21 protein-coding genes and 1 riboswitch are annotated in these 25,172 nt (G+C 47.0%); of the genes, 13 read left to right on the top strand and 8 right to left on the bottom strand.

The window, feature by feature from the left end; translation table 11 throughout:
- Positions 1–82: 82 nt before the first annotated feature.
- Positions 83–1,384, bottom strand: a complete 1,302-nt coding sequence (locus BUC22_RS04425; RefSeq protein WP_013380043.1) for a J domain-containing protein — start codon at positions 1,382–1,384, stop codon at positions 83–85.
- Positions 1,385–3,226 carry a molecular chaperone HscC gene (locus BUC22_RS04420; protein WP_073382412.1) on the bottom strand — a complete coding sequence of 614 codons (1,842 nt, stop codon included), beginning with the start codon at positions 3,224–3,226 and terminating at the stop codon, positions 1,385–1,387.
- Between the two features lie 158 nt (positions 3,227–3,384).
- Here BUC22_RS04420 and BUC22_RS04415 point away from each other — a divergent pair, with 158 nt between their 5' ends.
- Complete coding sequence (locus tag BUC22_RS04415) at positions 3,385–4,023, top strand: cadmium resistance transporter (protein WP_013380045.1); 639 nt, start codon at positions 3,385–3,387, stop codon at positions 4,021–4,023.
- An 81-nt stretch (positions 4,024–4,104) separates the two neighbouring features.
- Here BUC22_RS04415 and BUC22_RS04410 read toward each other — a convergent pair whose 3' ends face one another.
- Together BUC22_RS04410 and BUC22_RS04405 are read right to left on the bottom strand one after the other, a co-directional pair.
- Positions 4,105–4,512 carry a GlcG/HbpS family heme-binding protein gene (locus BUC22_RS04410; RefSeq protein ID WP_013380046.1) on the bottom strand — a complete coding sequence of 136 codons (408 nt, stop codon included), beginning with the start codon at positions 4,510–4,512 and terminating at the stop codon, positions 4,105–4,107.
- A gap of 203 nt (positions 4,513–4,715) precedes the next feature.
- A complete protein-coding gene (locus BUC22_RS04405; protein WP_013380047.1) occupies positions 4,716–5,294 on the bottom strand; it encodes a hypothetical protein in 579 nt (192 codons plus the stop codon).
- Between the two features lie 192 nt (positions 5,295–5,486).
- On the opposite strand from BUC22_RS04405, the gene BUC22_RS04400 reads away from it, so the two are divergent.
- Positions 5,487–10,037, top strand: a complete 4,551-nt coding sequence (locus tag BUC22_RS04400; protein WP_070081168.1) for an EAL domain-containing protein — start codon at positions 5,487–5,489, stop codon at positions 10,035–10,037.
- An 87-nt stretch (positions 10,038–10,124) separates the two neighbouring features.
- Here BUC22_RS04400 and fucO read toward each other — a convergent pair whose 3' ends face one another.
- Positions 10,125–11,273: a lactaldehyde reductase gene (gene fucO, locus BUC22_RS04395; RefSeq protein WP_013380050.1), complete on the bottom strand. Its 1,149-nt coding sequence runs from the start codon at positions 11,271–11,273 to the stop codon at positions 10,125–10,127.
- 313 nt (positions 11,274–11,586) lie between these two features.
- Here fucO and BUC22_RS04390 point away from each other — a divergent pair, with 313 nt between their 5' ends.
- Positions 11,587–12,948, top strand: coding sequence for an MATE family efflux transporter (locus BUC22_RS04390; protein ID WP_041690170.1), 1,362 nt, complete (start codon positions 11,587–11,589; stop codon positions 12,946–12,948).
- A 41-nt stretch (positions 12,949–12,989) separates the two neighbouring features.
- Here the strand turns inward: BUC22_RS04390 and BUC22_RS04385 are convergent, their stop codons facing one another.
- From BUC22_RS04385 to BUC22_RS04375, 3 genes are read right to left on the bottom strand one after another with little or no spacing between them, the layout of a single operon-like run.
- Positions 12,990–13,760 carry a DUF3169 family protein gene (locus tag BUC22_RS04385; RefSeq protein WP_013380053.1) on the bottom strand — a complete coding sequence of 257 codons (771 nt, stop codon included), beginning with the start codon at positions 13,758–13,760 and terminating at the stop codon, positions 12,990–12,992.
- A 1-nt stretch (position 13,761) separates the two neighbouring features.
- A complete protein-coding gene (locus BUC22_RS04380; protein ID WP_013380054.1) occupies positions 13,762–13,977 on the bottom strand; it encodes a helix-turn-helix transcriptional regulator in 216 nt (71 codons plus the stop codon).
- Positions 13,974–14,189, bottom strand: coding sequence for a helix-turn-helix transcriptional regulator (locus BUC22_RS04375; protein ID WP_013380055.1), 216 nt, complete (start codon positions 14,187–14,189; stop codon positions 13,974–13,976). The genes BUC22_RS04380 and BUC22_RS04375 overlap by 4 nt, the downstream gene beginning before the upstream one ends.
- Positions 14,190–14,363: 174 nt before the next feature.
- Positions 14,364–14,477, top strand: a riboswitch (molybdenum cofactor riboswitch).
- A gap of 144 nt (positions 14,478–14,621) precedes the next feature.
- Here BUC22_RS04375 and BUC22_RS04370 point away from each other — a divergent pair.
- The 10 genes from BUC22_RS04370 (at position 14,622) to BUC22_RS04325 (ending at position 25,165) form a co-directional block, all read left to right on the top strand.
- The gene (locus tag BUC22_RS04370; RefSeq protein WP_013380058.1) at positions 14,622–15,077 is read left to right on the top strand and encodes a 4Fe-4S dicluster domain-containing protein; all 456 of its coding nucleotides are present in this window, start codon (positions 14,622–14,624) and stop codon (positions 15,075–15,077) included.
- Positions 15,078–15,079: 2 nt separating this feature from the next.
- A complete protein-coding gene (locus BUC22_RS04365) occupies positions 15,080–16,876 on the top strand; it encodes an aldehyde ferredoxin oxidoreductase family protein (RefSeq protein ID WP_073382410.1) in 1,797 nt (598 codons plus the stop codon).
- 70 nt (positions 16,877–16,946) lie between these two features.
- A complete protein-coding gene (locus BUC22_RS04360) occupies positions 16,947–17,222 on the top strand; it encodes a MoaD family protein (protein ID WP_013380060.1) in 276 nt (91 codons plus the stop codon).
- A gap of 17 nt (positions 17,223–17,239) precedes the next feature.
- Entirely contained in the window at positions 17,240–17,728 is a 489-nt protein-coding gene (gene nuoE / locus BUC22_RS04355) for an NADH-quinone oxidoreductase subunit NuoE (RefSeq protein ID WP_013380061.1), read from the top strand.
- The gene (locus BUC22_RS04350; RefSeq protein ID WP_013380062.1) at positions 17,725–19,524 is read left to right on the top strand and encodes an NADH-quinone oxidoreductase subunit NuoF; all 1,800 of its coding nucleotides are present in this window, start codon (positions 17,725–17,727) and stop codon (positions 19,522–19,524) included. The genes nuoE and BUC22_RS04350 overlap by 4 nt, the downstream gene beginning before the upstream one ends.
- Complete coding sequence (locus BUC22_RS04345) at positions 19,524–20,267, top strand: 4Fe-4S dicluster domain-containing protein (RefSeq protein ID WP_013380063.1); 744 nt, start codon at positions 19,524–19,526, stop codon at positions 20,265–20,267. The genes BUC22_RS04350 and BUC22_RS04345 overlap by 1 nt, the downstream gene beginning before the upstream one ends.
- A gap of 133 nt (positions 20,268–20,400) precedes the next feature.
- On the top strand, positions 20,401–21,183 hold the full coding sequence (locus BUC22_RS04340; protein WP_013380064.1) for a YwaF family protein: 783 nt from the start codon (positions 20,401–20,403) through the stop codon (positions 21,181–21,183).
- Between the two features lie 157 nt (positions 21,184–21,340).
- Positions 21,341–21,835 carry a flavodoxin domain-containing protein gene (locus BUC22_RS04335; RefSeq protein WP_013380065.1) on the top strand — a complete coding sequence of 165 codons (495 nt, stop codon included), beginning with the start codon at positions 21,341–21,343 and terminating at the stop codon, positions 21,833–21,835.
- Positions 21,836–21,968: 133 nt separating this feature from the next.
- Positions 21,969–23,249: a Sapep family Mn(2+)-dependent dipeptidase gene (locus BUC22_RS04330; protein ID WP_013380066.1), complete on the top strand. Its 1,281-nt coding sequence runs from the start codon at positions 21,969–21,971 to the stop codon at positions 23,247–23,249.
- Positions 23,249–25,165, top strand: a complete 1,917-nt coding sequence (locus BUC22_RS04325; protein WP_013380067.1) for an OPT family oligopeptide transporter — start codon at positions 23,249–23,251, stop codon at positions 25,163–25,165. Before BUC22_RS04330 ends, BUC22_RS04325 begins: the two co-directional genes overlap by 1 nt.
- The last annotated feature ends 7 nt before the right edge of the window (positions 25,166–25,172 follow it).

Below are 25,172 nucleotides of genomic sequence, written 5' to 3'. Positions count from 1 at the left end.
CCTTTTTTGGTTGCTGAAATTCATTTTACACGTTAAAAAGAAAAAAGGCTTGAACGATATTCCTTTAATGGGTGGATTAATTTTAAGGATTAAGAAGCTGATAAGCCAGCTGATTTTTCGAGGCGTCCTCATCCCAATAGGCTGAGAAATCGGCTTGAAAGGCGTCTCTGTCCAGAGGAACGTTTTTAACGATGTCCACTGTTAATGGCAATGAGGCGCTAAAGCTGCCAGACGCCTGAATGCGGACTGTCATCTGCCCGGTCTGGCTCAGGTAGTGGCTCGTCTGAACCGCGTTATAATACTGCTCGAATTTTTCAACAAAAGCCTCCTTTCCTTCAGAAGGGCTGTAATAAAGGTGGCACAGGTTGGTAAAGCTGGTGTCTAGCATGGCCCACTGTCCCTTGGGGTCAATGCTGCACTGGGCAGCGAAATAATCAGAGGTTTCCCGTGCATAGGTATCGGACAGAAGATCAATTTCAGGATTGTTATTTTTCCAGAGCGCCTCAAAGCCAGTGGCATCCTGAAGACTCTGGTCAGCCGTTTTGACCGTATACAGCCGGCCATCAGGATAAAGGCTTCGGGTTGGGTCCTTTTCAGGATTAACGCTCTTGGGCTCATCCACGGTTAAATCAATCTGATATAAATCCTCCAGATAGGCTTCGACGTTTGCGGCGCTGTATTTTTCAGCATCACGGGCGGATTGGGTGAAATGATAAACCATCATTGCCCCGAGTGCAATAAGGACGATTCCAAAGGTGATAAAAGAGCGTGTCTGGCTGTCACGCTTAATGCGTTTATCCAAAAAGTCGAATAGAGGCTGACAGGGCAATTCGCTGTCAGCAGTAAAAAAGGTGGATGTGTAAGCGCTTTTGATCAGATGGTTTACTGTGGCGTCGATGGGGCATCTTTTCAAAATATGGATAAACTGACTGATAAAATAAGGGTCTTGGTGAAATTCGGCAAAAAAATCGGACTGTAAAAATGAATTGAGCGTTTTCAACCGCTGTTTTTTTGTTTTCAGATAAAGATTTTTCACACAGGAAAGGCCTGCGTCGATTTCACGGCGGCTTGCCTCCTGAGCTTTTTTCTGACCCTGCTCAATCAGCTGTTCAAAATCAGGCTCGTCTTTCTCCTGAGCCTGGTTTGGAATATTTTTTTCATTTTCAGAGACAGGAAAGACCGATGCTGGTGACGGCCCGGGGATGGTCTGTGCTGTAAGACTGCCCTTTGCGTATTTAACCGCTGCCTTGTAGGCGTCGTTGAGCTGCCTGAATTCCTCAGGGTGCTCCTCAGGATGATATTTTACTGACAGACGGGCATAGGCTTTTTTGATGGCTTTGAGATCCCGGGTTGGGTTGATATCAAGTATCTTCCAGATATCCATTTAGTCATCCCTCTTTTTTCGGTTCAACTGCCAGTTCAGGAACAGATTTTTCAAGTCCTCTTCTGAAGGGATTCCTGTCTTGTCGCCTGTATCCTCAGTCTTGAATGTCTGATACCAGTTTTCATCCGGGTTTGTGAGTGACGGCCCAAAGCCGCCATTTTCAAGCTCCCAGCTAACCTGATCAAGAAAATAAGAAAAGCGCTCCCGGGCCTTTGATATTGCGTGCGTTTTCTGGCTTTCCAGAGCGTGGGAAAACAGGAAAAGCTCAAATTCCACGGCTTTTCTGAGTTCGCCCACTGTCTGAGTAAACAGCCGGTCACCTCTGGCGAGAAGAAGTCTGTTTTCATCTTTATCCTTTGGATGAATTTTATATTTCTGCAGCGCCGCAACCTTTTTTTCGATTTCATGTTTATCCATGGTGTTGGAATCGCTGATGAGCAGAAGGCTTTTGGTGTTTTTTGTTGAGAGGGCAGTGGCTTCCACTACCAAAATGCCGTTGATATCATAGGTGAAACGGACATCAACGGTCTCCTGGCCCTTTGGCTTTCTGGGCACGGGCAGATCAAGCTTGCCGAGAAAGCTGTTTTCATCTGCGTAGCGCCCTTCGCCCTGGTAGACTTTAAGTTCGATTTTTGACTGGAAATCGCTGGCTGTGCAGTAGATACCCGTGCGGCTGGCAGGAAGCGTCGTGTTGCGCTCAATAAGGACAGACATCAAATCTCTGGAGTGCTCCAGAGGGTTAACAATATTAACGCCGAGAGAAAAAGGACAGATATCTGTCAGGAGAATATCCCGAATATCCTGGTGGCGCGCCTTGATACCAGCATAAGCACCGGTACCCAAAGCCACAATGGTATCTGGCGAGCCAATACTGTCCGCCTCCTTGCCGAGGACATAATTCACATAGAGCTTGACCACAGGCATCTTGCAGGAGCCGCCAACCAGAACGACCTGGTCAATTTCATCGAGGGAGAGACTGCCGTCAATGAGCACTTTTTTTATGGGCTCTGTAAGGCGCGTGAAAAGCGGCGCGGCAATTTCAATAAACTGCTCACGGCTGATTGGAAGTGTGTCGTGAAGCTCCTCGGCAGAAACCGTCATCTTTGCCGTTTCGGCGTCAGTGAGGTCAAATTTGCATTTTTCCGCACTCTGCAGGAGCACCCCTTTGGTATTTTCGTTGAGCGCCTCAAAATCAAGTCGTTTTTCCTGGCAGAAATAACGGGCCAGCAGCCGGTCAAAATCGCTGCCCCCAAGACGATTATCGCCGCTGACAGCCAGAACGTTGATAACATTGTCAAAACACTCGACAAGGGACACATCAAGGGTACCGCCGCCAAAATCAAAAACAAGGAGATTTGCGTCCTCCTCGGCATTCATTAGCTGGCAGGCAAGAGCGGCAGCCGAGGGCTCATTGACCAGCCGTTCCACCTTCAGGCCAGCCAGCTCTCCAGCCCGCTTTGTGGCAGAGCGCTGAGCGTCGTTAAAGTAAGCGGGGACACTGACGACGGCTTCCGCCACCGGCTCCTTTAAAAAAGCTTCTGCGTCTTCCTTCAGCTTTTTAAGAATAAAGGCCGAGAGCTCTTCTGGTCTGAAACGCCGCTTTCCCAGGGTATAGATTTTGTCTGAGCCCATAAAACGTTTAAAAATACCGGCCGTTTCCTTTGGATGGGTGATCAGGCGTTCCTTTGCAATCTCGCCCACATAAATGGTTTCATGGTCAATGCTGACTACGCTTGGTGTCAGAAAATGGCCGAAAGTGTTTGGAATCAATATACTTTGTCCATTTTTCCACACGGTGACAAGACTGTTTGTCGTCCCTAAATCAATACCTATAATCGCCAAGATGCGCCTCCTTTTTGTCGAATAGACAGATTGAGATAATATGATTATAACATAAACAGACCGTTTTGAAGTCACATAATGCCATTTAACTCTTTCTTTTACAGATGAAAAAGGATAAAATAGTGGAGTAAAAGTTATTATGGATTAGGGAGGAAAGTATGCCCATTGTTATGACTGCGCTGTTGTCCTTTGCGGGGACAAATATTGATGATATTTTAATCCTGACCCTGCTTTTTTCAAGGGCAGAGACAGCGGCGGATAAGTGGAGAATTATCCTTGGCCAGTACCTGGCAGTTTTGACACTGACCTTTTTCAGCCTTTTCTTTGGCTACAGCATTTCCTTTGTGCCCCACGCGTATATCGGCCTGTTCGGCTTGGTTCCGATTTTGCTTGGGCTGGGCGCAGTGCGGCAGCTCAGAAATAAAGGGCGTGATCAAAGCCAGCAGACAGACAAAGCGCAAAGGGAACCCGGAAGGCTAAGACAGTTTCTCGAGAAAATATTTCCGGCAGATATTTTGTACGTTTACTTTTTAACTCTGGCAAACGGTGCAGACAATGTGAGTGTTTATATCCCCTTGTTCACGAATCTGGGGGCTGGAGAAATCATAACAATTATCGTGATTTTTGTGGTTTTGATTGGCGTATGGTGTTTTCTGGGAATGAAAATAGGCCAGTATCCCCTGATTAAGGTGTTTCTTGAAAAATATAAGGATATGCTGATCCCCCTTGTCTTTATCGGGCTGGGGCTTTATATTTTGTTGAAGAGCGGCACTTTTGGACTGCTGCTGGCGGGGTGAAAATGCGGTTAAAAGAACTGCCCCCAACCTCAGACTTGAAATTTTGAGGTTGGGGGCAGATTTTTATATCAAAAGAATATCTTAGAGAGCCGCAAGTCCTGCCTGGGCAACGCTCTCGTCTTCAGCGACACTGCCGCCGCTGACACCAATGGCGCCAATGATGCGATCTCCGTCTATAATCGGGAATCCACCACCAAATGTCACAATTCTGCCTTCACAGCAATTACCAAGACCAAAGAGTTCTCCGGCTTCCTTTGCAGCATCCCCTGCAACAGAGCTCGGCATTTTTAATGAAGCGGCTGTGTAGGCCTTGTTTTGAGCAATACTGATACTTGCCAGTAAAGAATCCTCCATGCGGTGGACTAAAACGGTGTTTCCGCCCATATCGCATACTGCAATTACCATGGGTACATCAATTTCAACAGCCTTTTTTTCGGCTGCTTCGGCCATTTTTTTGGCCATTTCCAATAGTTTACCTGTCTGAGTCATTTTAATCTCCTTTTCTAATATAATCTACCAATTTGCCAAACAGATACTAACAATTATATTATACATGGTTTGCCATACGATTACAATTAATTTCATCACAATTTTGTTCCTTCTAAAGTAAAACATCTTGCTCTTAAGAATAAGATGCGGGTACTTACGAAGTAAAGTTTTGAAGGGGTCATATTAAATTGCCGGCGGCTTTTCTATAAATCCTTTAAAGCCTCTTTCCGGAACAGTTTTGGGTCTTTGTTGAACTGATCCTTTTTGCCTTTCAGAAAGCTCTTGAATTCGGCCCAGGTGCCCTGGGTCATGTCATTTTCATGGATCACAAAGTTCTGGTATTTTGTCTGCAGTGTGATAAGGCTTTCGGTCATGTCGCATTTAATGATTTCGCCATAGGCAAAGATCACCTTTTTATCGCGAAAGAGAATTTCAAGCTTTTTGGGTGTAAAGGTAAAGGTTCTTACTGAAAAGTAACGGTCTGGCCAGAAATGAGCCAAGAGCCTGATGAGCAGCGGGTTGAATTTTCCGAGGAAGAACAAAGCGCCAAGCACACCGCTGATCAGGCGAAAAGCAAACAGGCCGAGATAGACAAAATAACCGCCTGCAAAAAGCTTGATCTGCAGATAGACCATAAAGAGGGCATAGACAGTATAGATAAGAACAAAATAGCTCACAATGCGCAGCGGCTCGGAAGGCCCCATGCTGAAACGGTTATATTTCTTATTGAGCAGTAACAGATCCTGGAGATCGTTCGATACAGATGCTTTAAAAGACTTCATTTAAAAGGCTCCTGTCAATAATTTCAAATTTAGACTTGTACACTATTTTAACACAGCCGATGATGGAATAACAGCAAAAATTAAGACATACAAAGCATCAGAATCGTTTTAACTTTATTTTGAGGGTTATTTATACTATAATATAATTAATATTTGAAATTTATTGGCATGATGGACGCCGGGGGTAAAGTAATGATTGGTAAGACAGTTTTAGTTGTCGATGAAAATCCTGCTGAAAACACTTTGCTGGACAATGTTTTAAACAAGAGCTACCAAGTTGTTGTCTCAAAAGAAAACGATGCCGCTTTGAGGTTTCTCCAACAGAATAAGTCAACGGTGGCAGTGATTATTTTTAGTTATGCTTTGTTTAATGAAATGCCGACGGCGCTTCGGACTGTTCTATGGGACATACAGGCATCGCGGGGGACAGGTGTTTTAGTGCTGACAGATGCGGACAATCCCATCATGGAGGAGCAGGCCCTCAAACTTGGCGCGACGGATATTTTGCCCAGGCCCCTTGATCCGCGTATGATCAGGCAGCGTGTCCGAAATACCTCGCTTCAAAGTAATTTAAAAACTCTGGAAGAATATGATTCTCTGACAGGGCTGTTGAACAAAGATACCTTTTACAAAAATGTCCATGAAATTTTAATGGGTTTTCCTGAAAAAGCATACAGCATTATCTGTTTTGACATTGAGCGTTTCAAGGTTATCAATGACCTGTTCGGTGCAGAGGAGGGGGATCGTCTGCTCCAGTATATTGGCGATGAGCTGAATACCTGGGCAGCGGAAAAGGCAGGCTGTGCCGGGCGCATTGTGGCAGATGTATTTGCTATCCTGCTGCCGGATATGGAGGGTGATGCAGACAGTACTGCGCAGAGGCTGACGGATAGTCTGGAGCAATACCCATTGGATATGGAGATATCCATAGCTGCAGGCCTATATCATATTGATGATGTGAACCTCCCAGTCAGCAGGATGTGTGACCGGGCGATCCTTGCGCTCAACTCTGTAAAGGGAAACTACCTGAAACGTGCGGCCGTTTATGACAATCATCTGAGAAGCTCGCTGATTGAGGAACAGGAAATTGTTAACGAGATGGCTCATGCTCTGGCAGAACGCCAGTTTCAGGTGTACATACAGCCAAAATGCGATATGCGCACCAATAAAATTGTCGGCTGTGAAGCCCTCGTCCGGTGGATTCATCCGGAAAAGGGCATTATCAGTCCTGCGGCCTTTATTCCTGTTTTTGAACGGAATGGTTTTATTTTAAAGCTCGATGCTTATGTATGGGAAGAAGTCTGCCGTTTAATGAGAAACTGGATTGATAATGGACACCAGCCCATACCAACCTCGGTAAATGTTTCGAGGGTTAATCTGTACCATCAGGGGCTGAGCGACCTGCTGGCAAATATGGTGAAGAAGTATAATCTGCCTCCATATCTGCTGGAGCTGGAGATTACCGAAAGTGCTTACACCAAAAATCTGGATCAGCTGCTGAGCCTTGTGAACAGGCTTCGCGACCTGGGCTTTACCATTTTGATGGATGATTTTGGCAGCGGTTATTCTTCACTCAACATTTTGAAGGATATCAATGTCGATGTGCTGAAGATCGACATGCGCTTTCTCTCCGACATGGAACATTTAAAGGGCCGTGCCGGCAATATTCTGGAATCGGTGGTCCGGATGACAAAATGGCTTGACCTCAGTGTGATTGCAGAAGGGGTAGAGACAAAAGAGCAGGTTGATTTTCTTTTGGATATTGGCTGTCACTATGCCCAGGGATATTACTACTATAAGCCCATGCCCACAGATGAATTTGAAGCGCTGTTATTACAGGATGCCGATAAACTTGATTTTTCGGGAATGGAACGTGAAAAGAGCAATACGATCAGCTATGATGAGCTGGTGCATTCGGACAGTATGACCCGATCGCTTTTAAATAATCTGATAGGCGGTGTGGCTTTTTATGAGTACTTCCAGGGCAATCTTGAGGTTTTAAGAGTCAATGAGGGGTATTACCAGGCGACGGGCTGTAATGCGGAGGCTTTAAAAACGAACGGACGTCACATTCTGGACCGCGTACCTGATGAGGATAAGCCCATTGTCCTCGACGCGCTGCAGAGAGCGCCAAAAACGCCTGAAAAGGGAATAGATATTCAGTTCAGGCGGAAACGGCTGAACGGTGAATACATGTGGATGTACATGCGCCTCTTTTTCCTGGCGGATCGGGGAGATCGCCAGCTCTTTTATGCGTCGATTATTGATGTGACAAAGCAGAAGCAGTCTGAGGAGGCGCTCCGCCTTTCGGAGCAGCGGTTCCGGATCGCCATGGAGGCGACCAACAATACGATTTTTGATTTTGATATTGAGAAAAGAACCATTGATTATTCAGATTATTTTGCGAAAAAATACGGGTTGAAGCCACACCTTGTCAATGTGCCGAACAGCCTGGTCGATGAAGGTGTGATCCATCCGGATTCAAAAGTGTGCTTTTTGGAGATGTACCGTAAGATATTTAAAGGCGCTCCCAAAGCAAGCTGCGAGGTGCGGGTTAAACTATATGACAGCAGTTATCTCTGGAACAGGATCACGCTGACCAATATCTATGATTCAACGCAAAAGCCAGTGAGGGCAGTTGGCCTGGTTGAGGATATTTCCAGAGAAAAGGAAATGGAAAACCAAATTCTTCAAAAAGAAAAATCCCTTTCAAATTTAAAAAAGGAAAATCAGCAGGCTGTTCTCTCTTTGTTGGGCGAGTCATCACCAAATGGACTTATCGGCGGCTATTGTGAGCCTGGCTTTCCGCTCTACTTCATCAATAAGGAAATGCTTGAGATCATGGGCTATGATTCCTATGATGATTTTATAGAGGGTACTGGCGGCTTTGTCAACAATACGATTCATCCCGATGATCACGAGTATGTTGCACAGATAGTCGGGCCAAAAGATAAGGAAGGCGACGAGTATACTGTCCGCTACCGCACGCTGCGCAAGGACGGCAGTTATTTCTGGGTTATTGACCGGGGGCGGGTGGTGCGCGCGGAGGATGGCCGGCTGGCTATCGTGAGCGCCTGTATCGACATTACCGAGCAGGTTGAGCTTCAGAATGAGTTTGAAACTGTGCTGAACAGTACGCCAGGTGATGTTGTCGTCTTAAAAATTAATGGGGAAAATATTGAAACAAAGTACATGAGCTTTGGACTCGCAAAGGTTCTGGGCTATGAGGAAAAGGAGTACCAGAGGCTGCTGACCTGTGAGGACGGTTTGAAACTGATATATGCCAAGGACAGGGCGTACTATTTTAACGCAGTTTATAAAAGCGCAGCGGAGCGGCTGCCCATCAACATTGATTTCAGATCAGTAAATAGAGGCGGTGGATTTGGCTGGATCAATTTTTCGGCTGAGTTTTACGGAACCGATGAAGGCTGTATGGTCTACCATGGTATTTTTACTGATATTTCTGAGCTCAAGAAAAAAGAAGAAAAGCTGAAGCTTTCTGAAGAACGCTTTAAAGCCGCCATTGAGCATCTGGATATAAGCATTTGGGAATATGATATAAAGACAAAGTGCCTGATAAAGGAAACTAAGTGGAACAAAGAAGGAAGCCGGCGCCTGGTGTATCCCAATATGCCTGACGAAAGCGTGACAAAGGGCTATGTGTCCCCTGAATCCCTCGGTGAGTATCTGCGGCTTTATGAGGATATCAGCGGGGGCAAGCTCAAAACCTCGGCGGAGGTACAGATTCAGGAACCAGACGGCAAGTACTGCTGGTACCGCATTACCTATACGGTGGTGCTGGACGAGGACGGACAGCCCATGAAAGCCATCGGTACCTCCGAAAATATTGAGGAGGAAAAACGAAAACAAAAACGTATTGACAAACTTTTACTCAAAGCACAGAAGGATTTTTTGACAGGGCTTTATAACAGAGAAACCATTGAAGAAATGGTAAAGCAGAGCTTAGAGATCAGCGTTTTGGACAAGGGTGTGTCGGCTATACTCATAGCGGATATTGATAATTTTAAACAGATTAATGATTTTTACGGACATACAGAGGGGGATCACGTTTTAAAGGAAATTGGACGGATAATCCCAGAGGTTTTTGGTGACAAGGCACTTACAGGGCGCCTTGGTGGTGATGAATTCCTTGTTTTTGTGACGGGCGAGGATTATGAAAGTGATATCTGCAGTCTGACGCAAAAGTTTTGCGATCGTCTTAGCGAGCTGGAGGTTCAGGATAAAAAGATTACGGTATCTGTGGGGATTGCTTTTGTAGAGGAAGCGATAAGGGACTTTAAAACGCTTTACCAAAACGCAGATGCGGCTCTGTATGTGGCGAAATGCAGAGGTAAAAACACCTATGCAGTTTATCATGCGTTGCAGTTTCAAAAGCAGCATGCTTATTTTAATATGGACACAGCTATCCTGGACGAATTAGACAGCTTTGTTTATATCATCAATGCGGAGACTTACGACATTATCTATTGTAATACAGCATTACTGCGAGCACTGGGGGTAGATGAAGTTGAAGCGAAAAGGCATAAATGCTACGAGCTCTTGGCGCAGTGCTCACAGCTCTGTCAAGGATGTGAGCAGCGGGAGCTATTTTATGATCGGTTTATTTCCAGAGACATGTCTTTTTTCAATGGAAAGGTACCGGTAACACTGAGAGAAAAGCTTTTTAAATGGGGAAGCCTTACCCTGCGGCTTGGTCTTGCACGTTTTAAAAAGGAAAGTTAATAAATATTAAAAGAACCCACTGGAGGGATGATCTGGTGGGTTCTTTTTTGATGAGGTATTGTTGGAGAATGAATGGTAAAAAAGGATTTACATCAGAGCTTTGTACAGTTCAACAATGTCTTCCAGGCTGGCATCTTTTGGATTGCCAGGTTTACAGGCATCATCAAATGCGGACTGTGCGAGGAAAGGAATATCTTCTTCCTTGACGATTTCCTTTAAATCCTGAGGAATACCGACGTCGATTGACAACTGGCGAACCGCATCCACAGCAGCTTTTCGGTATTCTTCCTGGGACATGCTCTCAGTGCCTTCAACACCCATGGCCTGCGCGATGTATCTGTATTTTTCGCCGGTTTCAGGCGCGTTATATTCCATGATGGAGGGTAAAAGGATCGCGTTGGCAACACCGTGTGGCGTGTCATAAACAGCGCCCAAGGCATGGGCCATGGAGTGGACAATGCCGAGACCAACATTGGAAAAGCCCATTCCCGCGACGTACTGGCCGAGTGCCATGTCTTCGCGTCCTTCAGGAGTGTTTTCGACAGCACCCCTTAAGGAACGTGCGATGATCTCAATGGCTTTTAAGTGGAACATATCTGAAAGCTCCCAGGCACCCAAGGTTGTATAGCCTTCGATGGCGTGTGTGAGGGCGTCCATACCTGTGGAAGCGGTCAAACCCTTTGGCATACTGGACATCATGTCCGGATCTACAAAGGCAACGACCGGGATGTCATGTACGTCGACACAGACAAATTTACGTTTCTTTTCGACATCGGTAATAACGTAGTTAATGGTGACTTCTGCTGCGGTACCGGCAGTGGTTGGAACGGCAAAAATCGGAACACAGGGATTCTTTGTCGGGGCAACACCTTCCAGACTGCGGACATCTTCAAATTCAGGATTGGTAATGATAATACCAATGGCTTTTGCGGTATCCATGGAGGAGCCGCCACCGATGGCGATCAGATAGTCTGCGCCGGAAGCCTTAAAGGCTGCAACACCAGTCTGTACGTTTTCGATGGTGGGATTCGGCTTGATTTCAGAGTAAACTTCATAATCAAGTCCTGCTTCGTCAAGAATATCCGTTACCTTTTTTGTCACATTAAATTTCACCAAATCAGGGTCAGAACAGACAAAGGCCTTTTTAAAGCCGCGCGCCTTTGCTTCGGTTGCAATTTCATTGATTGCGCCGCTGCCGTGATATGATGTTTCATTTAGAACGAATCGATTTGCCATAATAGTAATCTCCCTTAACTAATAAAATTAATATTATTTTATTCAATTTTCGTAAAATTCTCAAGATAGATTAATGTTCATTTGATGCAAATATTTATTAACGTTTTCATCAACAGAAGAAAGGTGTTTTTACAAAAGACAATAAAGGAAAATATTTTGTTCTCAAATGAAAGAAAAACAGAAAGAAAAATCAGGGTCGTTAAAAATTGATAATTTAATGACCGTAAACGTGCACAAATTCAAACCGAAAGCTTTATCCGACCCTTGTTTATGCTATAATAACAAAGCAATTTATTATATGACAGGAGTAAAAATGACCACAACTTTTCCGGAAAATACAAAAAAAGAATCCTTATTCAAGCTGACATGGCCCATTTTTGTGGAGCTTTTTCTGCAGATGCTGGTGGGGAATACGGACCAGATGATGGTAGGACAGGTGTCGCAGACCGGTGTGGGCGCCATCGGGAACGCTAACCAGATTATCAATGTCCTGTTGATTTCCTTCAGTATCATCTCCCTTGCGACCACGATTCTGGTTTCTCAGAACATGGGCGCAAAAAATTATAAAAATGTGTCGACAATCTATACATTGGCATTGATCGTCAACCTGGTTTTCTCAGTGATCATCAGCGCGATTCTGCTGTTTTTTACAGAGTCCATCTATCATATGCTGCAGGTGCCAGACGCCATTATGCCCGAAACGGTTGCCTACACGCGGATTATTGGCGCGGGCCTTTTTCTGCAGGCTGTATTTCTGACCTTTTCGGCTATTTTCAGGAGTAATCGTCTGATGAAAGAAACCATGTTTGTCTCCATTATTATGAATGTGCTCAACATTGGGGGGAACTACATTCTGATCAACGGCATTGGCCTGCCGGCACCTCTTGGTGTAACTGGAGCCGCCATCTCAAGCAACATCGCCAAGCTTGTTGGGGTGGTGATTGTTGTCTGCCTGTTCGTTAAAAAAATCAAACCGGGAATGTCCTTAAAAACATTGCGGCCTTTCCCGTCCGCCATGCTTAAAAGGCTTCTGTTTATCGGGATCCCTTCGGGTGGTGAGACACTTTCCTGGACGCTGAGCCAGACAGTGACAATGGGATTTGTGAATCTCTGCGGCGCGGTGGTCATTACAACTCGTGTGTATGCGGTGATGTTTGCCATGATCACTTATCTGTACAGCAATGCAATTTCCCAGTCCTCCCAGGTTTTAGTGGGCTATATGATTGGAGCGAGGGAGTATGACAATGCGGACAGGCGTGTAAAGGCCACACTCCGGTCATCTGTGCTGGTATCCTTCTGCGTGGCGCTTCTGCTCTTTGTGTTCAGTGATCAGATTTTTGGTTTTTTCACCTCTGACCCGGAAGTTATTGCCCTCGGTAAGCAGGTGATGTTCATTGATATTTTTCTGGAGCTTGGCCGTGCGGTAAATATGGTGATGGTCCGCTCACTTCAGGCGGCCAATGACATTCTGTTTCCCATCGCCCTTGGTATTGGCTCACAATGGTTTGTATCGGTGGTTCTGTGTTATGTTTTAGGCATTATACTGGGGTGGGGACTGATCGGGATATGGATCGCCATGGCCTGTGATGAAATCCTGAGAGCTGCCATGTTTTTAGTCCGTTGGAAACGCAGGAAATGGATGGATTTAAGCATTAAGAACGCAGTGAAGGCCTGATAAAAAGGAGGTACGCCGTTTCGGCGCACCTCCTTTTTGGTTTAACAGTCATCACTGTCTATTTTTTTGCTTTTTTGAAGATTCATGGAAAAGATGCAGCACAGTGTGCTCTGCAGTCCCCATAAAATACCAATGATCATAAAAGGAAACGCGCCAATGGGGGTGGTCAGGGCCGCAAACATGAGCAGCACCATGACAATGAGAAAGGCCATCTGCATAATTTGAAAGGTTTTATAGGCAGCCTTGTAGAGAATGAATTTTTCCGCCTCATCATTGCTGTTCATCCAGATCTTTTTAAAATTTAAATCCAGCGGGTTTCCCTGTTTTTCCGGATTCATCTTTTTGGTCAGATTCACAAAGAGAATCTGGAAGATAACGCAGAAGATAACTGGCAGTAAAAATGCCGCGAGTGCCCATAAAAGGGAAGTGGAGCTGTTATTGTGTATGCCGCTGACATTGATACCGTAAAAAGCAAAGGTGAAAATCAGCGTGATGTTGCCAAAGATTATCCCTGTATCACAGAGGTGGTCGGCTTTTTCATAAAGTGCATCCGAATCGTTTGTTTCCAGCTGTCTGTAGGTATTTCTTGCGGAAAGGTAAAACAGAGCGGTGATGAGCATTAAAACAACAGAACCGGCAGAAGATATATATAGGCCGTAGTCCAGAATGTTGTTTTGAAGCAGCTGTACGCTATCGACAATGTCAAAGCCTGGATAGTTCAGCAGGAAGCCAGCCAGCCCGCCTAAAAAGCCGCATATGATGATCAGGGTAAAAAATTTCAGGTAAATGTGTTTGCTTTCTTTTGCTTTCATGTCATTTTTCCTCCTCGAGGGTATGGGTAAAAAGGGAATCGATGGTAGTATTGAAAATATCTGCGAATTTTGCGGCAAGCCGGACAGAGGGAGAATAAAGGTTTTCCTCGATCAAAAAGATGGTTTGCCTGGATACGCCAGCCAGCTCGCCAAGCTGTGCGGGCGTAAGCTTTTGTTTGATTCTGTAATCTTTCAGGTGGTTTTTGTGCGTGTTCATTCTGAGTCCTCCTCATCTGAATAGGTAAAAATGTCCTCAACGGAGGTATTAAAAATCCGGGCAATTTTAAGCGCCAGCGTTACGGAAGGAGAATAATCTCCGCGTTCAATTAAACTGATGGTTTGCCTGGATACACCGGCCAGCTTACCAAGCTCTGACTGATTGATTTTATCTCGGGCCCGGAACTCTTTTAATCGGTTTTTGAGGGGCATGCTCAGGCCTCCTTTGTATATGATTTTTGTCATCTTGACAAATATTCTTGTCAAAAATAGTTTAACATTGACAAAAATATTTGTCAAACAAAAATTTGATAAAAAAGAAAAAATAAATCTTTAGAAAATTTTAAGACGTTTACAAGAATTTAAAAATGTGCTATGATAATGATAACAATAGAATTGCTCTGAAGCTGGAAAGACCCTTCCGGGGCCTTTCCAGCCAATGGGTAACAGGGGCAACCCTGTTGTCTGCCATCTTTGCAAAGGAGCCCGTAGAAACTGCTTTTACTATGTATAAAGCTATTTCTGCGGGCTTTGTGTTTTCCTGAATTCCAGGACACAAAGCGATTCTCATTTTGTAAACTTACCACAAAGGAGGTGTGAGGGTACTGCGTCGGCAGTATCCAGAAGCGTATGAGCAAACAACTCATGATTAAACCTGAAAAGTGCATAAGCTGCAGAACCTGCGAACTGGTCTGTTCTTTTGGACACTATCAGGAATTTAATCCATCATTGTCAAATGTAACAGTGATGGATTATGAAAAAGCAGCCGTAACCATTCCTGTGATGTGTATGCAATGTGAGGAACCAGCTTGCATGAAGGTGTGTCCGGTGGGCGCGATCTCAAGGAATGAAAACGGTGCATTTGTTATGGATGAAGCAAAATGTATCGTGTGTAAAATGTGTATGAACGCCTGCCCGCTCGGCAACATCAGCTTTAATCCGGTTAAGAGAAAAGTGTTTAAATGCGATCTGTGTGACGGCGATCCAAAATGTGCCAAGTTTTGTCCGTCTGGCGCCATTGTCTATGGCGAAGCGGTTGAAATGGAACGTAAAAAGGCCATTGCGGATCAGCTGAAAGACGTTTATGGATTGGAGGGATAACGATGAATGGATGGATGGGACAATTAATCCGCGTTGATCTGGAAGCAGGAACCATCAAAAAGGAACCGCTTAACATGCAGGCCGCCCATGATTTTATTGGCGCGCGTGGCCTGGGAACAAAATATTTCTGTGACGAGGTAGACCCGCAGGTAGACCCGCTTGGTCCGGATAATAAAATGATTTTTATGACAGGACCGTTGACCGGTACGGCTGCTTCCTGCAGCGGGCGGTATGAGGTCGTGGCAAAGGCGCCTTTGACAGGAACCATCGGCGCTTCAAACTCCGGCGGTCATTTTGGCCCCGAACTGAAATTTGCAGGCTATGACGGAATTATTTTTGAAAACCAGAGTGACCGTCCGGTTTACCTGTATATCAATGACGACACAGTGGAGCTCAGAGATGCCTCAGACCTCTGGGGGAAGGACGTTTATGAAACGACCGAAGCACTGGAGGAAGCTTGCGGAGAAGGCGCGCGTGTCGCCTGTATTGGCCCGACCGGTGAACAGGGCTGCCTGTATTCTGCCATCATGAATGACAAGCACCGCGCAGCAGGCCGTGGTGGTATGGGCGCTGTGATGGGCAGCAAAAAGCTAAAGGCTGTAGTGGTTCGCGGAAGCGGCGGGGTAACAGTGGCGCGGCCTGAAGGTTTTATGGCAGCGATGACCGATGCCCGTACCAAGCTCAAGGAACACCCCGTTACGGGTGGAGGACTGCCGACCTATGGCACTGAGGTTCTGGTCAATATGATCAACGAAGTCGGTGGCCTGCCGCTTCGCAACTGGCGTGACGGCGGTGTCTATGATAAGGCAGATGATACCTCTGGTGAAGCGCTGGTCGATTCTTATCTGGTTAAAAACAAGGGCTGCTTTGGCTGCTCCATTGGCTGCGGCCGCGTGACCAGAATCCCGGACGGGCCGTTTAAGTCCATGGGTGAAGGCCCAGAATACGAGGCCGGCTGGTCCTATGGTGCAGACTGTGGTGTCAATGATCTGGCTGCTATCTGCAAAGCCAGTTTCCTCTGTAACCAGTATGGCATGGACCCGATCACACTTGGTTCTACCATTGCCTGTGCCATGGAGCTTTACGAAAAGGGGCTTCTGAGTGAGGAAGAAATTGGCCGTCCGCTGCCCTTTGGCGACGCACAGGCCATGGTTGATCTGACAGAGCTCACAGGAAAAATGGAAGGCTTTGGTGTTGAGCTGGCTCAGGGCTCGTACCGCCTGGCAGAAAAACACGGTGCGCCAGAGTTGTCCATGTCCGTTAAAAAACAGGAAATGCCCGCTTATGATGGACGCGCTGTCCAGGGGATGGCCCTTGAATATGCGACCTCCAACCGTGGAGGCTGCCATGTCCGTGGTTACCTGACCTCACCTGAGGTTCTGGGGATTCCGTTAAAGACCGATCCGCTTGTGACTGAAGGCAAGGCGCCGCTTCTCAAGACCTTCCAGGATCTCACAGCAGCGGTAGATTCCAGCGGCATCTGCCTGTTCACAACCTTTGGCATCGGCCTGCCTGAGATTGCGGCGCAGTACCGCGAGGCTGTAGGCTCAGATGAGACGGATGAGGAATTCCTGTTAAAGGGAGAACGGATCTGGAACATTGAAAAGCAGTTTAATATTGCAGCAGGTGTTGAGAAAGATACTCTGCCGCCAAGACTACTGCGCGAAGCCCTGCCGGAAGGCCCGGCAAAGGGCAAAGTGGCTGAGCTTGACGTCATGCTGAAAGAATACTATGAAGTGCGCGGCTGGAGCACAGAAGGTGTGCCAACCGAGGAAAAAGTTCAGGAGCTTGGACTTTAAACGACAGATATCGGAGATGGGGCACAGCCCTGTCTCCTTTCATGCATCATAACGCAAAGAGGAGATTAAGATGAAAGTAAAATTTTTCGCTACCATCCGGAATTATACAGGCTGCCGTCAGGCAGATGTACCGGTCTGTAAGGATATGTACACGCTTTTGCATATCCTCTCTGAAACCTATGGCGATGCTTTCAGGAATCACGTTTTAAGTCCAGATGGAGAGGCGCCCGGAGCAGAGATTATCCTGATGGTCGACGGACGCCATATCGAGCATTTGCAGGGGCTTAAGACACCTCTGAACGAAAACAGTGCTGTGGCAATTTTTCCCGTTGTTGCGGGAGGATGAGGAAGGGGAGTGAGCCCATGCAGGAAATAACAAAAGAATCAATCGACAAAATCTTATCAGCGTATCCCAGGGATAGACGGCATTCTCTGGCAATGATGCAGGATATGCAGCATCATTTTAACTATATTCCAGAGCAGGGAATGAAAGCGTTGGCCGAATATCTGGATTGCCCGTTATCGTCATTATATTCAATGGCAACCTTTTACCGGGCATTGAGCTTAAAGCCAAAAGGAAAACATATCATTAAGCTCTGTGACGGAACCGCATGCCATATTCGTGGGTCTGTCAATCTGATCACCGGCATTAAGCGTGAGCTGGACATCAGTCCGGGTGAAACCTCGGGGGATGGGCTTTTCTCGCTGGAAACCGTGAATTGTCTCGGTTCCTGTGCGCTGGCGCCGGTAATGGTGATCGACGGTGTATATTACGGAAAGGTAACGCTTGAAAAGCTGCCCGAGATATTGAACCAGTACAGGGAGCTTTCGGAAGGGGGCGCAGAAGCATGAAGCAAAACGTTTTAGTCTGCTGCGGTACCGGCTGCCGGGCCAATGGGAGTCTGCTGGTTTTAGAGGCGCTTCAAAAAGCTGCCAGAAAGCATAAATCCGATATTGAGGTATCCCCTCTGATCAAGTCCACGGGCTGCAACGGCTTTTGTGAAAATGGCCCCATCGTTAAAATTGAGCCGGCGGATATCTCCTATTATAAGGTTAAACCAGAGGACGCGGACAGCATCATAAAGGATACAGTGCTTGGCGGAAAGATCATTGAGAAGCTTTTGTATAAAGGAAATGATGGAAAACGCGTGCGCTCGCAGCATGAAAATCCATTCTACGCGCCACAGAAAAAGTGGGTACTGCATAACATCGGGGAGATTGACCCGACCAATATCGACGATTATATCGCCAGAGGAGGCTACAGTGCTTTAAAAAAAGCCTTATCCATGGATGCGGACAGGATCATTGGGGAGGTAGAAGCCTCCGGTATCCGGGGCCGCGGCGGTGCAGGGTTCCCGACTGGAACCAAATGGCGCCAGGCGTTAAAATATGATTCGGATGTAAAATATGTGGCATGTAATGGCGATGAGGGTGATCCTGGGGCCTTTATGGACCGGTCAATACTGGAGGGCGACCCGCACTCTGTTATTGAAGGCATGATTATCTGTGCCTGCGCCATTGATGCGCAGGAAGGCTATATGTATATCCGTGATGAGTACGGCCTGGCAGTAGAAAACTGTAAAATCGCGCTGCAGCAGGCCAGAGAAAAAGGATTCCTGGGAGATTCTGTCATGGGAACAGGCAAATCCTTTGATATTCAGATCGTTCGGGGCGGCGGTGCCTTTGTCTGCGGCGAATCCACTGCGCTGATGGCGTCGGTAGAGGGCCGGGTAGGTGAGCCGAGAGCAAAATATATCCGTTCTGTTCAGAGAGGGCTGTGGAACAAGCCGACCGTATTGAATAATGTTGAAACCCTGGCGAATATTCCGAGAATTATCCAGGACGGCGGCGCGAAATTTAAGGAATTAGGAACAGAAAAGAGCAGCGGTACAAAGGTCTTTGCCCTGGTTGGCAAGGTCAAGCGTACCGGCCTGGTTGAAATACCAATGGGGAGTACCCTGAGGCATTTGATCTATGACATTGGCGGAGGGATTCCGGGAGACCGGCCCTTTAAAGCGGTGCAGACTGGCGGCCCGTCGGGCGGCTGTATCCCTGCCGAGCTTTTAGACCTGCCCATGGATTTTGATACCCTCACCAGCTATGGCGCTATGATGGGGTCAGGCGGTGTGATTGTCATGGATGACCGAAGCTGTATGGTCGAGGTTGCCCGCTATTATATTGAATTCCTGTGTGATGAATCCTGTGGTAAGTGTACGCCGTGCCGTGAAGGACTGCGTCATCTCTTAACCATACTGACCGATATCTGTGAAGGCAGAGGACAGGAAGGCGATATTGAGCTGATGGAAAAAATCTGCCATACCATGCAGGACGCATCCCTGTGCAGTTTGGGAAAAAGCGCTGCGAATCCAGTTTTGACAACCATAAAATATTTCCGGGACGAGTATGAGGCGCATATCCATGAAAAACGATGCCCTGCTGGTGTCTGTCCAAAACTGACAGCCTTCGTGATCGATGAGGAAGCCTGCAGAGGATGTATGCGTTGCTCTAAAGCCTGTCCTGCTGGAGCGGTGAGCGGCGAGGTCAAAAAGCCGCATCACATTGATCCGGTTAAATGTATTGCTTGCGGCAGCTGCCGTGAGGCCTGTAATTTTGATGCGGTGGTTGCAGTGAAAAGGGGTGAAGCATAATGGAAATCAGCATCAATGGTAAAGAGTGTACCTGCGAAAAGGGTGAATTTCTGTTAGAAGTTGCGAAACGTAATGGATTTGATATTCCAACGCTGTGCCATCACCCTGGTCTTGCGGAACAGGGGTGCTGCAGGGTCTGTATTGTAGAAGTAGTGGAAAATGGAAGAAGCAAGGTGGTTGTCTCCTGTGTTTACCCGTTAGAGCGTCCCTGTGAGGTTTACACTGACAGTGAAAGGATAAAAGAGGAACGCTCAGTAATTCTGATGCTGCTCAAAACAAGGGCGCCTGCCAGCTCTGAAATACAGGCCATGTGTGACAAGTACGGGGCCTTTGAAACATCAAGACTGAAACCTGTGGATGGTGAAAAGTGTATTTTATGCGGGCTTTGTACAAAAGCCTGTGATGCCCTTGGCACTGGCGCGATCTCAACCATTAACCGTGGAGTCACTAAAAAAGTTGCGACACCCTACGAAAATCCTTCAGTTGATTGCATAGGCTGCACAAGCTGTGCTCAGGTTTGCCCTACCGGCGCAATTGAATGGTCTGAAGATGGCGAAACAAGGACGATTTGGGGAAAAAATTTTGCATTGGCAAAATGCGAATCTTGTGGTAGTATTATAAGTACAGAAGCTGAGCTTCGTTTTGCGGGAGAAAGGGCAGGTGTGGAGACCAATTCCCTTTGTGAGAGCTGCCGTAAGAAGAGCATGGCTGATGTGCTTGCCCATACATATGGGATTGAGTAGGAGATCTTAACCAGAAAAGCCTTCGGTACCAAGGTGCCGGGGGCTTTTCTGTCGCATGCTTTTTAAAATTTTAATGAATTAATTTTTGGGGTATGTTATACTGTGCACATTATGTAATAGAGAAGGAAGCAGCATGGATTATTTTTACGAACATTACTTTGCACCACAGAACGTTGAGCCGCACAATCGCATTTTTTCACCGGAGCATCTTATCCTGTCATCATTGCTGATGATTTTTATCGTGACCGTTATGGTCATACAGACCAAAAAACATGACCGGCGCTTCAGCCAGAAGCTGATCCGGGTTCTCGCCGCCGTTATGCTGGCCCTGGAGATTTTCAGAATCAGCTGGAGAACCTGCTATTTTGGTTTTGACCTCAGGAATATCCGCTTTGACTGGTGTAACCAGGTGTGTATCGCCCTGCCGCTGATCGTATTGTTTAAGCGGGAGAAGGCTTACCCTTACATTGACGTTTTGGCTGTGATGGGCGGGCTCATGGTACTTATCTACCCATTGTGGGTTTTCTATGATTATGGCGGTATTCACACTATGGCAGTACAGAGCATGGTGTCTCATGGCCTCATGGTTTTAATTGCCCTGACCATGCCTTTTGCGGCGGATTACAGGCCGGAAGTGCGGAGGGCATGGAAGCCGATGATCGGACTTGGCATCATTGCGGTTATCGCTTTTATCATGTCACATGCTTTGAACGAAAATTATCTTCTGATGCTGGGAGCACATGGTGTCCCGGTGATCGACCAGATTCCCTATCCCTGGTACTGGCTTCTTGTGGCGCCGGCCTTGATCGGCCTGGTTACGCTGGTGACCAAGGGATTGAGCCTGCTGGACAACAGGCTTCTTGGAAAGGTACAGCCGGATACAGCGCTCAATGCATTAATGAACGAAAAGATTTAGACACAGAGCAGAAAGGTGCGGCGTTATGCCGCATCTTTTTTACGCAGGAAGAAAATAAATTTTACAGAGAAAGCATATTTTTAAAGCTGAACTTATGTTATAATGGTTCGGGTTATGGGTAAAGCGATGCTTTTAAATATGGATAAAGGAGCTTAAGATGAAAATATTGATCGCATATCACAGCAAAAACGGAACCTCTGAGAAATGCGCCCAGCTTTTATTAAAGCAGGTGGGGGCTGCAGACCTGGCCGATCTTAAGAAAAAGACACCTGATTTTGAGTCCTATGATCTTATTGTTATTGGCGGCTCCATCCGCATGGGAATGTATACGCGTCCGGTGCGAAAGGCTCTCAAGAAGTATGAAGATGTTCTGGAACGGAAAAAGGTGATCTATTTCATCAACTGCGCTTTTCCGGAAAACAGGGAAAAATATTATAAGGATAATATTTCTGAAAAGCTCAGGAAGCGTACGCTGGGCTGTTTTAACTTCGGCGGTGAAATGGATCTTGCGCGGTTAACAGGCTCGGACCGCATGATTGCGGCAACCGTAGCCCGCCAGTCACAGGGAAGCGGTCATCCTCTCGCGTCTATTGATGAGCGGACCATTGAGCAGTGTGCTGGCAGAATAGCAGCAATTAAAGAAAATATATAATGGAATGAGGGCGTTTCTGTCATCACCATGTTTTTTAAACACCGTTTTTGGGTATATCAAAACGGTGTTTTATTTAGTTTAAGGACTTTTTAAAAAGTAGGATAAAAATGATACGTGGAAAGGAGTATTCACGATGAATTTTAAGGTGGATCAGAAACAAATGCTGCGTGATCTCAAGGGGCTGCTAAGCATCGCAAGTACAAACGGAGATGCCGGCGCCATCGATGAAATGACACCGCTCGGCAAAAATATTAACGACGCCATTGATTATATGCTGGCTGTTGGAAAGCGTTTTGGTTTTGAAACCCAGAATCTGGACGGCTGCTGCGGCATTATTGATATGGGAGAAGGAGAGGAAATGGTTGGCGTTCTTGTGCACATTGATACAGTTCCTGTCGGTGAAGGCTGGCGTGTTGACCCCTTCGACGGAACGGTGATTGATGGCAAGGTTTATGGCAGAGGAACCAATGATGACAAAGGGCCAGCCATGGTGGCGCTGTATGCTATGAAGGCGTTGAAGGACAGTGGTGTGCCGGTAAATAAGCGTATTCGCCTGATCATTGGCGGTGACGAGGAAAGCGGAACCTGGCGCTGTATGGATCGTTATAAAGAAACCGAGATTATACCGGATTACGCCTTTTCACCAGATGCGTCCTATCCGGTTATTTTTGCCGAAAAGGGCATTCTCAAGGTTCAGATTCATAACAAGACTGATGTTACAGGAGAGGATATGACCTTAAAAGCCGGAAAACAGATTAATATTGTACCAGACTTCGCAGAGGCAGAAGTCCAAGGGCGAAGGTTTACAGCAAAGGGCAGGCCTGCACACGCCATGGAACCGCAAAATGGCGTCAATGCTCTTTTAAAGCTGGGGTGTGAGCTTAAAGATGCTGGAATTGTGCATCCATTTTTAGATTTGCTGGATAAAGCAAATGTGGAGGGCTTTAATATTGCTGTTTCAGACGAGGTCTCCGGTGAGCTGACCATTAACCCGGCCATTGGAAGGGTCGATGCGCAGGGCTCAAGGCTGGAGTGTGACATCCGCTATCCGGTAACCGCAGATGCTGATGATATTATCAGGCGTATCCGACAGTCTGTAGACCCTGTCGGATACGAGGTGGATACAATGCAGATGGTTCCGCCGCTCTACGTTAAGAAGGACAGCCCGCTGGTACAGACACTGCTGGGGGTGTACCGGGATATTACCGGTGACAGGACAGAGCCCATCGCCATTGGAGGCGGCACCTATGCCCGGGCCTTTGATAATGCTGTGGCCTTTGGTGTACTGTTCCCAGGTGAACCGGATATGTGTCATCAGGTGGATGAATACTGGAGCATAGAGGATATGATGATAAATCTTCAGATTATTGCGGGTGCTCTGGCGGCTCTGGGTGTATCGAAAAGAGGCCTGTAATGAAGGAGGAATCATCATTTAAGCCTTTTATTTCAGCGGACCGGATCATGCCAGAGTTTACAGCGACCTCCATTATCCTCGGTTTGATACTGGCAGTGGTCTTTGGAGCAGCCAATGCATACCTTGGCCTGCGCGTTGGACTGACCATTTCGGCGTCAATTCCGGCAGCTGTTATCTCAATGGGGGTTATCCGTCTCATTCTTAAAAAGGATTCTATTCTGGAGAATAACATTGTGCAGACCATTGGATCGGCGGGCGAATCGGTGGCTTCGGGGGCGATCTTCACGCTGCCTGCCCTGTTTATGTGGAGCCAGGAATGGGGAACCGCCAGCCCCTCGCTGCTTGAGATCGCCCTCATTGCTGTCTGCGGCGGCTTCCTTGGGATATTGTTCATGATTCCGCTGCGCAGGGCTTTGATCGTCAAAGAGCACGGTGTTTTACCATATCCGGAAGGCACTGCCTGCGCCGAGGTTTTACTTGCCGGTGAGGAGGGAGGCTCCAAAGCGTCCATCGTCTTTGCTGGTCTTGGCATCGCGGGTGTCTATAAATTTATCACAGATGGACTGAAGCTGTTTCCATCTGAAATCTCATGGGAGATTAAGGGCTACAAGGGTGCAGCCTTTGGATGTGATGTGCTGCCGGCGCTTTTGGGCGTTGGCTATATCTGTGGCCCGAAGATCGCATCCTATATGTTTTCCGGCGGCGTTTTAAGCTGGCTGGTCATTATGCCCCTTATCAGTATGTTTGCCGGTGATGCGGTGATTTTCCCGGGGACAGTGCCCATTTCAACACTGGATTCCTTTGGAATCTGGAGTAACTATGTCCGTTACATTGGCGCTGGTGCGGTGGCAGCCGGTGGGATAATCAGCCTGGTGAAATCGCTGCCCCTCATTGTCAGCACTTTTAAGCAGGCTATGAAAAGCTATTCGGGCAACAACGGTCCAGAGGTACAGATCCGGACAGATCGTGATTTGAATATGAAGCTGGTTGCAGCCATGGTTTTAGTCATTATTTTAGTTATCTGGCTGGTGCCTGTGATTCCAGTCGATATTTTTGGCGCGCTGATCATTACCGTTTTCGGCTTTTTCTTTGCAACGGTTGCCTCTCGAATCGTAGGTCTGGTGGGCAGCAGCAACAATCCGGTTTCTGGGATGACCATTGCCACACTGCTTATCGCGACGGTTATCTTTAAAGCCATTGGGATGACCGGACAGTCTGGAATGACTGGCGCTATTGCCGTGGGCTCGATTATTGCCATTATCGCAGCGATTTCCGGTGACACCTCGCAGGATTTAAAAACCGGCTATATTGTGGGGTCGACGCCTCAGAAGCAGCAGATCGGCGAGCTGCTGGGCGTGATCATTTCAGCCTTGGCCATCGGTGGGATTCTTTATCTGCTCAACGCGGCCTGGGGCTACGGTTCTGCCGAGCTTCCCGCGCCGCAGGCTGTTTTAATGAAAATGGTGGTTGAGGGTGTTATGGATGGGAATCTTCCGTGGACCCTTGTCTTTATCGGCGCGGGTATCGCAGTGGTGGTTGAAATCCTTGGTATTCCTGTACTGCCTTTTGCTGTTGGGCTGTACCTGCCGGTACACTTAAACACAGCCATTATGATCGGTGGGCTGGTGCGCCTGTTTTTTGAAAAGAAAAAAAAGGTGACCGAGGATCAGCGAAAAGAATTCTTAAACAAAGGTCTGCTTTACACCTCAGGCATGATCGCGGGGGAAGGCCTTGTGGGGATTTTGCTGGCTGTTTTTGCTGTGGTTCCCTTTGGCGCCGGCTACCTTGGCGATGTTTTAAACATTTCTGGCCGCTTCTCGCTGGGGAGCGCAGGCTCCATTGCCTTTTTTATCCTCCTGATTTTATCTGTTTTTAAGTTCTCAATCTGGAATAAGGATAAAAAAGCAGTACAATAAAAATAAA

Source organism: Eubacterium callanderi, from assembly GCF_900142645.1.
In the GTDB taxonomy this organism is placed as follows: domain Bacteria; phylum Bacillota; class Clostridia; order Eubacteriales; family Eubacteriaceae; genus Eubacterium; species Eubacterium callanderi.
The sequence above is the reverse complement of the archived record's forward strand: the minus strand, read 5'-3'. Positions and strand labels throughout refer to the sequence as shown.

Coding starts and splice junctions, on each gene's coding strand:
- BUC22_RS04425 (WP_013380043.1), bottom strand. CDS start 1,384: ATGGATATCTGGAAGATACTTGATATCAACCCAACCCGGGATCTCAAA.
- BUC22_RS04415 (WP_013380045.1), top strand. CDS start 3,385: ATGCCCATTGTTATGACTGCGCTGTTGTCCTTTGCGGGGACAAATATT.
- BUC22_RS04410 (WP_013380046.1), bottom strand. CDS start 4,512: ATGACTCAGACAGGTAAACTATTGGAAATGGCCAAAAAAATGGCCGAA.
- BUC22_RS04405 (WP_013380047.1), bottom strand. CDS start 5,294: ATGAAGTCTTTTAAAGCATCTGTATCGAACGATCTCCAGGATCTGTTA.
- BUC22_RS04400 (WP_070081168.1), top strand. CDS start 5,487: ATGATTGGTAAGACAGTTTTAGTTGTCGATGAAAATCCTGCTGAAAAC.
- fucO (WP_013380050.1), bottom strand. CDS start 11,273: ATGGCAAATCGATTCGTTCTAAATGAAACATCATATCACGGCAGCGGC.
- BUC22_RS04390 (WP_041690170.1), top strand. CDS start 11,587: ATGACCACAACTTTTCCGGAAAATACAAAAAAAGAATCCTTATTCAAG.
- BUC22_RS04385 (WP_013380053.1), bottom strand. CDS start 13,760: ATGAAAGCAAAAGAAAGCAAACACATTTACCTGAAATTTTTTACCCTG.
- BUC22_RS04380 (WP_013380054.1), bottom strand. CDS start 13,977: ATGAACACGCACAAAAACCACCTGAAAGATTACAGAATCAAACAAAAG.
- BUC22_RS04375 (WP_013380055.1), bottom strand. CDS start 14,189: ATGCCCCTCAAAAACCGATTAAAAGAGTTCCGGGCCCGAGATAAAATC.
- BUC22_RS04370 (WP_013380058.1), top strand. CDS start 14,622: ATGATTAAACCTGAAAAGTGCATAAGCTGCAGAACCTGCGAACTGGTC.
- BUC22_RS04365 (WP_073382410.1), top strand. CDS start 15,080: ATGAATGGATGGATGGGACAATTAATCCGCGTTGATCTGGAAGCAGGA.
- BUC22_RS04360 (WP_013380060.1), top strand. CDS start 16,947: ATGAAAGTAAAATTTTTCGCTACCATCCGGAATTATACAGGCTGCCGT.
- nuoE (WP_013380061.1), top strand. CDS start 17,240: ATGCAGGAAATAACAAAAGAATCAATCGACAAAATCTTATCAGCGTAT.
- BUC22_RS04350 (WP_013380062.1), top strand. CDS start 17,725: ATGAAGCAAAACGTTTTAGTCTGCTGCGGTACCGGCTGCCGGGCCAAT.
- BUC22_RS04345 (WP_013380063.1), top strand. CDS start 19,524: ATGGAAATCAGCATCAATGGTAAAGAGTGTACCTGCGAAAAGGGTGAA.
- BUC22_RS04340 (WP_013380064.1), top strand. CDS start 20,401: ATGGATTATTTTTACGAACATTACTTTGCACCACAGAACGTTGAGCCG.
- BUC22_RS04335 (WP_013380065.1), top strand. CDS start 21,341: ATGAAAATATTGATCGCATATCACAGCAAAAACGGAACCTCTGAGAAA.
- BUC22_RS04330 (WP_013380066.1), top strand. CDS start 21,969: ATGAATTTTAAGGTGGATCAGAAACAAATGCTGCGTGATCTCAAGGGG.
- BUC22_RS04325 (WP_013380067.1), top strand. CDS start 23,249: ATGAAGGAGGAATCATCATTTAAGCCTTTTATTTCAGCGGACCGGATC.